Below are 11,103 nucleotides of genomic sequence, written 5' to 3' on the forward strand. Positions count from 1 at the left end.
CGAGCTGCTCGGCGACAGCGGGGTCGACGCCGGTGTGCCGCAGTGCGACGTGCTGCGACTGACGATCGCCCGAGCCCGAGGCCTCGACCCGTCGACGGCGGCCGACGACGCCGCGGCCGTCATGGCCCGGCTGGACCGGCAGGCCGTCGACGTGTCGATGCGCCCTCCGGCAGTGCTCGCCGAGCTCTGGGGCGCGCTGGCCGGCAGCGGCCCGGACCACGAGGAGGCGCGGCAGAAGTTGCGGGCTCTGACCCGGGCCTACGTGGACCGACGGGTCGCCGGTGCGGAGGAGCCCGAGGTCCGCGCGGGCTTCCTCGCGGTACCGTCCGTCGCCCGCCTGGTCCAGCTCCTCGACGCGCCCTGACGTGGAGCTCCGTCTCGGTCTCTACGGCGGACGGGACCTCACCACGCGGCTCTACGAGGAAGACGGACATCCCGAAGGTCTGAGGCCGTGCCACACCTCGACGGAAGGTTCCATCGGCTCCAGGGTTCGGTCCACGTCGAGGACACCTGACTGGACCACATCGACGTCGTCGGTGACGCCGCATACGGTGAGGCGCATGCCCACCCCCTCCCTGACCGTCGTCGCCGCCGAGGCGACCGAAGCACTGCACCGCCTCGTCGGGCGCGAGGCGGACTTCCGGCCGGGGCAGCTCGAGGCGATCGAGGCGCTGGTGGCCGAGCGACGTCGGGTCCTCGTGGTCCAGCGCACCGGATGGGGCAAGTCGGCGGTCTACATCGTGGCCACCGCCCTGCTCCGGGCCGCCGGCGCGGGGCCCACGGTGATCGTGTCGCCGCTGCTCGCCCTGATGCGCGACCAGGTGGCCGCCGCCGAGCGAGCGGGGATCCGGGCCGTGACGATGAACTCGGCCAACGCCGAGGACTGGGCGGACGTCGCCAGGGGGCTCGCCGCCGACGAGGTCGACCTGCTGCTCGTCAGCCCGGAGCGGCTCAACAACCCACGGTTCCGCGAGGAGCAGCTGCCCGGCCTGGCCCGGCGATGTGGGCTCCTCGTCGTCGACGAGGCGCATTGCGTCAGCGACTGGGGTCACGACTTCCGGCCGGACTACCGGCGGATCCGCGACCTGCTCACCACCCTGCCGGCCGACACTCCGGTCCTCGCCACGACCGCGACCGCGAACGCGCGGGTGGTGACCGACGTCGCCGAGCAGCTGGGGGCCGGCGGTCACGACGTGCTCACCCTGCGCGGCGGGCTGGCCCGCGACTCGTTGCGACTGGGGGTCCTCCCGCTCGGTGCCCCCGAGCAGCGGCTGGCCTGGCTGGTGGCCCACCTCGACGACCTCCCCGGCAGCGGGATCGTCTACACGCTGACCGTCGCGGGCGCCGACGACGTCGCGTCCGCGCTGCGCCGGGCCGGCCACGACGTCGCCTCCTACACCGGACGCACCGACCCGGCCGACCGGCTTCGGCTCGAGGAAGCGTTGCGGGACAACGGGATCAAGGCGCTCGTGGCGACCAGTGCTCTCGGGATGGGGTTCGACAAGCCGGACCTGGGCTTCGTCATCCATCTCGGCGCACCGTCGTCACCGGTCGCCTACTACCAGCAGGTGGGCCGCGCCGGACGGGCCACCGAGCGGGCCGACGTGCTGCTGCTGCCCGGTCCAGAGGATCGTGACATCTGGCGCTACTTCGCCTCGGCGTCGATGCCCCGCCAGGAGCAGGCCGACGCCGTGCTCACCGCGCTCGCGGAGTCCGGCCGCCCGTTGTCGACGCCCGCGCTGGAGGCCGCCGTCGACATCCGCCGCACCCGCCTCGAGCTGCTGCTCAAGGTCCTCGACGTCGACGGCGCGGTCGCCAAGATCACCGGCGGCTGGGTGTCGACCGGCGTGCCGTGGGAGTACGACACCGAGCGGTATGCGCGGGTCGCCGCCGCGCGCGACCGTGAGCAGGGGCTGATGCTCGACTACGAGCGCGGCGACGGCTGTCGGATGGAGTTCCTCCAGCGGGCGCTCGACGACGAGACCGCCGCCCCGTGCGGACGGTGCGACCGATGCGCGGACCCGTGGTTCGCGTCGACCCTCCCGCCGGCCGCGGTCAACACCGCCCGTGAACAGCTGGCTCGGGTGGGTGTCGAGATCGAGCCGCGAGGCCAGTGGCCGACGGCGATGTCGCGGCTGGGCGTCCCGGTGTCCGGCCGGATCGGCGTTGATGCGGCGATGCAGCCGGGGCGGGCGGTGGCGAGACTCACCGACCTCGGCTGGGGACAACGTCTGCGTGGCGTCTTCGCGGCGGATGCTCCCGCATCCGAGGACCTTCTGCGGGCGTGCGTGGAGGTGCTGCGCGTCTGGGGGTGGGACGAGCGGCCGGTCGGGGTCGCGGCGATGCCGTCGCGGGGACGGCCCGAGCTGGTCGCCTCGGTGGCGCAGGGGATCGCCTCGATCGGGCGGTTGCCGTTCCTCGGCACCCTCGACCTCGTGGCGGGCGGCCCGACCGGTGAACCGGGGGGCAACAGCGCGTTCCGGCTGGCCGGCGTGTGGGACCGGTTCGCCGTCGGCCCCTCGTTGTCCGCGGCGCTGCGCGACGCCGACGGTCCGGTCCTGCTCGTGGACGACCTCGTCGACTCGCGCTGGACCCTCACCGTGGCCGCCCGGACGCTGCGAGAGGCCGGTGCCGACGCGGTGCTCCCCTTCGCGCTGGCGACCCAGTCCTGACCCCCCGTTCGGGCTCCCCGGACGGCGGGTCGAGACGTCCCCTTCCCACGTAGCGAACGTTCAGGGCCGCCGCTTCTCCAGCGCCCACGAGACGTGCCACCTCCGTTTCGGCTCACCGAGGTTCGAGCTGGACCCGCCGCCGTTCGCTGTGGGGACGCCGCGAGTCGGCCTCCTGCCCATGGTTCGGCGCTCAGGGGCGGGAACGGTCGGAAACCCGACCGTTGTCGACCATTCCCCTGTGCGACACGGCCGACGCGACCCGACGGCACCGTCGGTCTCGTCGCCGCACAAGCTCGACGGCCTGGCGTTCGGGCTGCTCATCCCCATCTTCCTCGTGACCTCCGGGATGGGGATCGACCCGGCCGCGGTCGCCGCAAAACCCCTCGTGCTCATCGCCTTCGTCGCGACCATCGTCGTCGTGCGTGGCGGCCCGATCCTCGTCGCGACGATGACGGAGCGGGCGCCGAGACGGGGCCGGGCGGCGGTTCTCACGCCGGGACAGTGTGCGGGTGGCGCTCAACGGGTCGACAGGCTTGCCGATCATCGTGGCGGTGACGTCCGTCGCGGTCTCCAACGGCCAGATGAGCCAGGCGAACAGCTCGCTACTGGTCGCCGGGGGCGCCGTGACCGTGCTCCTGCTGCCGCTGGTAGCCACCCTGCTGGGCGGCCGCAGCCCGGGGAACGGAGGCCGCTCCTGCACCGGTCATCGCAGCAGAGTCCGCGACCCCGACAGCGCAGGCTCCCCCTGAGTCCCCTTGAGTCCCCTGACACGGCACCGGAACCGGCCACGTCGGCCCGGGTCGCGGCCGGACCGACGTGGCCGGAGTGCGGTGGCGCCGAACGGCGCCGGGTCAGGACGCGAGGGCGTCCGGCGGCCGGCTGACCGAGCTCGGTCCGGGACCGTGCTGCTTCTGGATGCCCTTGCGGACCACGGGGCGAACCCGCAGCTCGGTGGACAGGATGTCGACGACCTGCGCCGCATACCCATCGGCCGCGGCCTGGATCTCGTCGGCGGAGCTGCCGGACCGCGCGAGACGGAACAGCGCCAGGTCGATCCGCGCGAGCTTGAGCCGGCCGGCCCACGTGATCGAGGCGTCGCCGTCGAAGGCCAACACGAACTGGTAGGCAAAGGCGTCCGCCTCGCACGACGCGCACCCCTCGTTGTTGGCGTAGGCGACGTTGCCGACGTCGATCGAGGTGGGCGACTTGTCGGCGACGACGACCTGGAACGAGATCGCCGTGGCATGGCACCCGTCGCACGACGACGTCGCCACCGCGGCGTTGCCGGCGGAGACCGCGTCCTTCGACGTCATGTGCAGGGCCAGTCCTCCCTTGCCGCGCTCGGCCCCCGGACGCAGGAGCTGGACCACCTTGCGGTCGTCGAAGGAAGCGGAGCTGCCGGCCGACTTGGCCTCCGCCGGTGCCTGCTGGACCGCGACGAACCCGGCGACCAACGTCGCCACGGCCCCGAGGCGGACTGACGTGCGAGAAATCATGGCTGCTCCCTTGTCGGTGTGTGACCACTGCTGCGGAACCCCTCGGCGACGGCGCCGGCCAGCTCCAGGTAGGCGGCTCGCGTCTCGGGCCGCAGGTCGGCGAGGGCGGAGTGCGCTCCGGCTTCGAGTACCGGGTCCCACGGGATCCGGTGGACGGACGCGCAGCGGGACGCGAAGTGCTCCTCGAGGCGGTCGAGCTCGAGCGGACCCGATCCGCGGACCGCGTTGACGACGGCGACCGCGTTCGCGACGAGGTCGTGGTGCCCGTGCTGGTCCAGCCAGTCGAGAGTCATCGCCGCGACGCGCCCGCCGTCCAGGGCCGGCGGCATGACGACGACGAGCTGGTCGGCCTCCTCGAGGATGCCCTGGATGGCGTCGTCGAGGATGCCGGTACCGGTGTCGACGAGGACGAGGTTGTAGTGCCGGTCCAACGTGTCGACGAGGTGCCGGTAGTCCTGCGAGCCGAGGGCCAGCGTGATCCGCGGGTCGTCGTCGGACGCGACCACCTCGAGCCGGCTCACCGGGTCCTGCGAGGTGAACGCGCGGATCTGTGAGTACCGCTCCACCCAGGTGCGCTCGGCCAGCAGGTCGGTGGCCGAGTACTGCGTCTCGCGGGGCAGCCGCATGCCCAGGCTGCCGGCGTCGGGGTTCGCGTCGAGGGCGACGACCCGGTCGCCGCGATGGGTGGCGAAGGTGTGGCCGAGCATGAGCGTGGTCGTCGTCTTGCCGGCGCCGCCCTTCCGGGAGAGCACGACGATGCGGCGGGATCCGTCGATCCGCGTCCGGACCCGCTCGAGCAGGGCGTCCTCGCGGCGCTCGCGGTTGCTCGGGCCCGGGTTGACGTGGCCGCCGGTCACGGCGAAGACGCCGCGGCGCCACCCGTGTCGAGGAGTACGCGGCTGGGCCCGCAGCAGGAAGCGTTCGGTGAGCTCGTCCGCCGTGCGGGTGACCACCGGGGCCGACACCGGACCCGGGGCCGACGCGGCGACGACCGACACATACGGCATCACGGATTCGGCCATCGCCGTCGGGTGGGTGGTGGGATCCGATCCGGACATCGGGATCTCCTCGGGCTGGAGGCGGTACGGGGTGCCAACGTTCGATGGGCGGGTTCGGTGACGCCGGAGCGGTCGGACCGCGGCAGCGACGATGCGGCGGAGGATGCCGCCGACCAGCCAGGCGAGGCCCAGCAGAGGCAGTGGCAACAAGATGAGGGACAGAGCGGCCAGGGTGATACCGGCCACGTCGCGAGCGTCGATCGACGCCTGCAGTAGCGTCCATTCGCGGCTCATCGCGTCGACCACCTGAGCCGTGATCGCGGGCGCGTTCCACAGCATGAACCCGAGGATCCCCACCATGATCGGCCCGGTGACCACCACCCAGAGGGTGACGACGACGCGCGCCGACCGGCGCAGCTCGGCGACCTTCGGGTGGGCCTGACGCCCCGGAAGGGCGCTGCGGAGGATGGGGCCGATGCGCCCGAACAGGTCGGGCACGCCGACGAGGTCCGCGACGACGAAGTACCCGTCGAGGCGACCGAGGGGGAGAAGCTGCTGGAGCGCCTCGACGTGGACGAAGACGATGGCGAGCAGCACCGCCGGCGACTGCGTATGCGCATACACCGCCGTCAGCCCGGCGATCGTGAGGGCGTTGAAGTAGACGCCGCCGAGGTCGGTGCGGACGCGGCCGGCGCGACCGAGGCGGTAGGACTGCGTGACGTCGGTGAAGAAGGCGGGGTAGACGATGTAGACCGCGACGCCGATCTTTCCGGGCGTCGCGCCGCCGTAGCGGCAGGCGGCCGCGTGGCCGAGCTCGTGGACGACCGTGGCGCCCAGCAGGATCCCGATCACGGAGAGCAGCATCGGTGGGTCGACGAGGATCGAGTCGACGGCGCCGGTCAGGCTGGCCTGCCGCAGCAACCAGACGTCGGCGACGACGAGCCCGACGATCCCGATCACGACAACGGGTCCGTAGAAGAACGGCGCGAGCAGGCGCGCGAGGAAACGCGTGGCCGAGGCGGGGATGAGCGTGCCGCGGAACCGGAGCGCCAGCAACGGGTTCGCGCGGGGAAGGAGACGAGCGGGAGGCGCCGTCGGGGCGGGGGGAGCGGGCAGCGGCGCCCCCGGCGGTTCCGGTGCCGGTCGCGGTTCCCGTGCTTCCGGCGCGGGGCGGGGTCGCGCGGGGGCGGTCGCGAGGGGAAGCCCGAACGAGACGTGCTCTCCGGTGTCGTCGGCCACGGCCTCGGCCGCGATGCCCATCGGGCGGAGCTTGGCGGTGACGAGGAACTGGACGCCCTCGGCGTCGAGGGTGCGGCCGTACTCCTGGCTCACCCGCCCGGCGATCTCCTCCATGCTGCTGCGGCCGTCGAGGTGCGACGCGACGACGAACAGCAGGCGCGACACGTGCAGCACCTGCTGGTCGGCTCGCACGATGAGGTAGTGCGGCTCGGTGAACCCCGAGCCCTGGTACTCGCCGAGCAGCGAGACGCCCGGCGCGAGCGTGGGCGCCAGGAGCGTGGGGTTGGTCATCAGCGTCGAGTCCTTCGTGCTGGTGTCGAGGTGGTGTCGAGGTGGCGTCGAGGTTCGGTAGGCGTGGGGCAGCGGTGTGGGTGCCCACCACGCGAGCGGAGGCCGAGCCATCTCCCGAACGGCTCGGCCTCCGCCGTGGTACGTGCGCTGAAGCGCCGGGTCAGCTCTGGCTGACGCCGATGAGCTGGTTGGCCGACGCGTACGCGACGGACCCGAACGTGCCCGCGTTCACGGCGAGCGCGAGGTTGACCGCGGTGATGTTGGCGATGTTGATCCACGCCAGCGTCTCCCGCGACGGCAGGAGCTCGACCGTGGTGGCCTCGAGCTCGGCAACGGAGATGGTGTCCATGTTTCCCCCCTTCCGAGGTGTTCAGAGTGGCCGTGTGACTGGCCGGTCGGACCTGCTTGACGTGCCCGCATACGGGCTCATCGTCAGGACTGCGAGACCAGAACGGCCTGGTTCGCCGAGGCGCCGGCGGCGCTGAGCAGGGTGTAGGTGTTCTGCGCGAGCGCGACGTTGGTGGCGGAGACGTTGGCCCAGTTGAAGAAGGCGAGCGTCTCGCGCGACGGCAGCAGCTCGACCTCCTCGCGAGCGAGCTCCTCACGGGTGATGAAGGTCATGGTGTTCACCTCCTTCCGGACGTTGGTTCGGATGTGTCGGATGTTGACGAGTTCCATGGAACCGGGAGCCCGTCACCGGACCGTGGACCGCGACGCGACGGTCCCGCTGCGGTACCGCGACCGTCCCGCTGCCGTACCGCTCCCTCGTCGTCACCGCGGCGGGGACCGAGGTGTGCCCCCGTCGGCACGCGGCCGTGACCCGAACGTGGACCAAGCGTCACGTCAGCGTGTCGGGATCGTCACGGCGGCGTGAGCGAAGCGTCACCGTGGCGTCACCATGCCCAGCGAACGTGCGGGAAATCCGCGACCAGCGCTCGTATCTCCGCCCCTCGCTGACCGCTCCTGCTTCACGTGTCCAACCCGGTCGACCACACTCCTCGAGACGGCGCACGCATGGCCGAGCTCGCCGGTCGGCACCGCGGGGCGGCACGAGGTGAGCACGCGACCTGAACGACAACGACTGGGCCAGACTCACCAGACCGGCGCGGAGATCGGTGGGGTGGCCCAGCACGAAGCGGTGTGCGATACATCGCTCGGGGACCCGTCGAGGACTGAGAATGCCTGTAGTTGACCTTTCCGCGAACTACCACTGGTCGATCCGCCTGCTCGGGGGTTTCGGACTCTCCGGGCCCGAGGGCCGGGTCGAGGTGCCGCCCGCCGGCCAGCGACTCGTCGCCTACCTCGCCATCCAGGGTCATCCGGTGCGGCGTTCGACCGTCGCGGCGGCGATCTGGCCCGACGTCGACGAGACCAGGGCCCGAGCCAACCTCCGCTCGACCGTCTGCCGGCTGGGCGCCCTGGCGCCGCTCGTCGACGCGACCGTCGCGTCGCTGACCATCGGCCCGGACGTCATCGTCGACGTCGACGACCTGCAGGAGCAGGTCCGGGCGGCGCGGGCCGGGACCCCACATCCGGACGCTGCCCGTCCGGGGTTCGACCTCGAGCTGCTGCCCGGCTGGGAGGAGGAGTGGGTCGAGCTCGAACGCGAGCGCGTACGCCAGCTCGAGCTCCACCTGCTCGACGAGGTGGTCAGCATGAGCGTCGAGGAGGGCCGTCACGGTGACGGGGTGGACGCCGCCCTGCGGGCGATCCGCCTCGACCCGTGGCGCGAGTCCTCGCACGCGGGCCTGTTACGCGCGCTGCTGGCCGGTGGCAACCGGGCCGCGGCCATCGCCCACTTCCGCCGGTTCGCCGCGCAGATGCGCGAAGAGCTCGGCCTGTCTCCGTCCCGGGACCTCCTCGAGGTGGTCGGCGAGATCCTGCCCGCTCGCCCGGCCCGCCGCGCCTGACGCCGCCGCGTACGACGCCGCTAGAGTCCGGCGGGTGGACTCGCCCGAGGGAACGGCGCCGCTGGGACCGCTCGAGGAGCTGCTCTCGGTTCTCGACCTGAGGCATCTGGGAGAGGCGCACGTCCGGGTCGACGGGGTCGAGGGCGACGAGGAGAGCGACCTCGGCGAGTCCTCCGCCGACGTCTTCGTCGGGGAGAGCCAGAAGATGCCCCACGGGCGGGTGTTCGGCGGTCAGGTGCTCGCCCAGGCGGTCGTGGCCGCGGGGCGCACCGTCGTCGGTGTGGGCGCCGATGGTGCCGACGCGCCACGGCCGATCCACTCCCTGCACGGGTACTTCGTGCGGCCGGGCGACGACAGCCACCCGATCCGGTTCGCCGTGGACCAGATCCGCGACGGGCGTTCGTTCTCGACCCGTCGGGTCCAGGCGATCCAGTACGGCGAGCCGATCCTGTCGATGATCGCCTCGTTCCAGGAGCCGGCCGGCGGTCTGGACCACCAGGAGTCGATGCCCGCCGCCCCCGACCCGGAGGCCCTCCCGCCGGAGGACGTGGTCGACCTCGACGGCGTGGTCCCGCGCGGGTACCTGCGCGTGCGACCGGTCGACCTGCGGCACGTGGAGGGCCCGATCAACATCGCACCGGGCCGCCAGCTCGCCGCCCGGCAGAGCGTCTGGCTGCGCACCATCGGCCCGCTGCCCGACGACCCGCTGCTCCATGCCGCCGTCCTCGCGTATGCGTCGGACTACGCCCTGCTCGAACCGGTCATCCGCCGGCACGGCCTCGCGTGGTCCGACCCGCGCCTGCGCCCGGCGAGCCTCGACCACGCGATGTGGTTCCACCGACCCGCCCGGGCCGACGAGTGGATCCTCTACACCCAGTCGTCGCCCACCGCCCAGGGTGGCCGCGGGCTCGCCTTCGGGCGGATGTTCGCCGCGGACGGCCGGCTGGTGGCCTCCGCCGCGCAGGAGGGCATGATCCGGATCAAGGAGTAGCCCTGCGAAACCGGGCGTTCCCGTGGTCGGCTCGGCGTAACCTCGCGCCAGGAACGGACGACTCCACGGGACGGGGGTGACCGTCGATGCGGACGGCGATCATCGGCGCGGGTCCGGCCGGGCTCGTCCTCGGCGCTGCACTGGCCCGTCGTGGCGCCCAGGTGACCCTCGTCGACCGGGACCCTGGGCCGCCCGCCGAAGGACCCTGGGCGCGCAAGGGCGTCATGCAGTTCCACCACGCCCACGAGATCCGGTCGCAGGTGGTCGACACCCTGCGGCGGGAGCTGCGCGAGGCTACGAGCTGCTTCTCGGGGTCGGAGCCGAGCCCGCCGAGATGCCACTGCCGAACGGGTCGACCGCCGTGGTGGGCCTGCGGTGCCGGCGCAGCACGTATGAGCGGGGGGGCGCGCGGCCGCCGTCACCGTACCCGGAGTGACCCTCCGCACCGGTCAGTCGACGACGTCCTCGAGACCGTCGACTCGGCAGGCCGCCACGCCGCCGGGATCGTCATCGACGGCGACTTCCTTGAGGCCGACCTGGTCGTCGACGCCTCCGGCCGTTCGGGGCGGGTGAACCGCGACCGCCGCGCGCCGGCCTCTTCGGGCGGCATCTGCGGGATCGCCTACGTCGACCGGGTCTACCAGCTGGCGCCCGGCGCCGAACCCGGCCCGATGGTCAACCCCATCGCCTGGCAGGCGAACTGCGACGGCTACCAGTGCCTCGTCTTCCGCCACGAGCGGGGCATCTTCTCCGCGCTGGTCATCCGCTCGACCGACGATCGTGACCTGGTCGGGCTGCGCCACAACACCGCCTTCGACGCCGCGGTCGCCGCCATCCCCGGGCTGGCCCAGCGGGCCGACCCCGAGCGGTCCCGGCCGCTCACCGATGTCCTCCCGGGCGGCACCCTGAAGAGCGCCTGCCGGAGCCAGCGCGGCCCCGATGGCGGCCTGGCGCTGCCCGGCCTCCTGTTCGTCGGGGACTCCGTCTGCACCACCACGCCGAACTTCGGCCGCGGCCTCGCCACGACCATGCTCCAGGTCGACGAGGCCCTCCCGCCCCTGGACACCACCGTGGACGTCGGGGGGTCGGTGTCCACCACGGGCCTCACCGAGCTCGTCGAGGCGTTCGACGAGTGGACCGAGGCCAACATGCGGCCCTGGGTCGAGGACCACGCCGTGATGGACGAGTCGCTGCGCCGCCGCTGGGCCCGCGAGGACCTCGACCTTTCCGGCCCGAGGCTGCCCTCCGACCTCATGGAGGCGTCCCGCGTCGACGAGCGGATCGCGGCCGCCTGACCGCTCGGCCGGCCCGCATACCGCCCTCGTAGACTCGCGGCGGTAAACCCGCCCCGCGCCTACCGTGTCCCGTCCGGTACGCGTCCGCCCGCCCGCCGCAGGAGTCGCCGTGCTCGCAACCAGCACCCCCAGGACCGCCATCGTCACCGGAGCCGCGCGCGGCATCGGTGCCGCGACCGCGAAGCGGCTCGCCGCCGACGGGCACCGGGTA

11 protein-coding genes are annotated in these 11,103 nt (G+C 72.7%); 7 read left to right on the forward strand and 4 right to left on the reverse strand.

Going from position 1 to position 11,103, the window contains the following annotated elements:
• The 3 genes from VIG79_RS12115 to VIG79_RS12125 all read left to right on the forward strand — a co-directional run.
• On the forward strand, nt 1–364 hold a 364-nt coding region (locus VIG79_RS12115; RefSeq protein ID WP_331885927.1), incomplete at its 5' end, for a hypothetical protein.
• 196 nt (nt 365–560) lie between these two features.
• A complete protein-coding gene (locus VIG79_RS12120) occupies nt 561–2,672 on the forward strand; it encodes a RecQ family ATP-dependent DNA helicase (RefSeq protein WP_331885929.1) in 2,112 nt (703 codons plus the stop codon).
• 551 nt (nt 2,673–3,223) lie between these two features.
• On the forward strand, nt 3,224–3,421 hold the full coding sequence (locus tag VIG79_RS12125) for a hypothetical protein (protein ID WP_331885930.1): 198 nt from the start codon (nt 3,224–3,226) through the stop codon (nt 3,419–3,421).
• 102 nt (nt 3,422–3,523) lie between these two features.
• Here the strand turns inward: VIG79_RS12125 and VIG79_RS12130 are convergent, their stop codons facing one another.
• From VIG79_RS12130 to VIG79_RS12145, 4 genes are all read right to left on the reverse strand, one after another.
• Nucleotides 3,524–4,135, reverse strand: a complete 612-nt coding sequence (locus tag VIG79_RS12130; RefSeq protein ID WP_331885932.1) for a hypothetical protein — start codon at nt 4,133–4,135, stop codon at nt 3,524–3,526.
• 29 nt (nt 4,136–4,164) lie between these two features.
• A complete protein-coding gene (locus VIG79_RS12135; RefSeq protein WP_331885934.1) occupies nt 4,165–6,696 on the reverse strand; it encodes a MinD/ParA family protein in 2,532 nt (843 codons plus the stop codon).
• A 160-nt stretch (nt 6,697–6,856) separates the two neighbouring features.
• Entirely contained in the window at nt 6,857–7,045 is a 189-nt protein-coding gene (locus VIG79_RS12140; RefSeq protein ID WP_331885936.1) for a hypothetical protein, read from the reverse strand.
• Between the two features lie 83 nt (nt 7,046–7,128).
• Nucleotides 7,129–7,317: a hypothetical protein gene (locus VIG79_RS12145; RefSeq protein ID WP_331885938.1), complete on the reverse strand. Its 189-nt coding sequence runs from the start codon at nt 7,315–7,317 to the stop codon at nt 7,129–7,131.
• Between the two features lie 557 nt (nt 7,318–7,874).
• On the opposite strand from VIG79_RS12145, the gene VIG79_RS12150 reads away from it, so the two are divergent.
• The 4 genes from VIG79_RS12150 to VIG79_RS12165 all read left to right on the forward strand — a co-directional run.
• Nucleotides 7,875–8,606: an AfsR/SARP family transcriptional regulator gene (locus tag VIG79_RS12150; protein ID WP_331885940.1), complete on the forward strand. Its 732-nt coding sequence runs from the start codon at nt 7,875–7,877 to the stop codon at nt 8,604–8,606.
• A 34-nt stretch (nt 8,607–8,640) separates the two neighbouring features.
• Entirely contained in the window at nt 8,641–9,597 is a 957-nt protein-coding gene (locus tag VIG79_RS12155) for an acyl-CoA thioesterase II (RefSeq protein ID WP_331885942.1), read from the forward strand.
• An 86-nt stretch (nt 9,598–9,683) separates the two neighbouring features.
• Nucleotides 9,684–10,892 carry an FAD-dependent oxidoreductase gene (locus VIG79_RS12160; RefSeq protein ID WP_331885944.1) on the forward strand — a complete coding sequence of 403 codons (1,209 nt, stop codon included), beginning with the start codon at nt 9,684–9,686 and terminating at the stop codon, nt 10,890–10,892.
• A 109-nt stretch (nt 10,893–11,001) separates the two neighbouring features.
• A partial coding sequence (locus VIG79_RS12165) for an SDR family NAD(P)-dependent oxidoreductase (RefSeq protein WP_331885946.1) occupies nt 11,002–11,103 on the forward strand: 102 nt, incomplete at its 3' end.

This window comes from Lapillicoccus sp. (assembly GCF_036559105.1).
GTDB lineage: Bacteria > Actinomycetota > Actinomycetes > Actinomycetales > Dermatophilaceae > Lapillicoccus.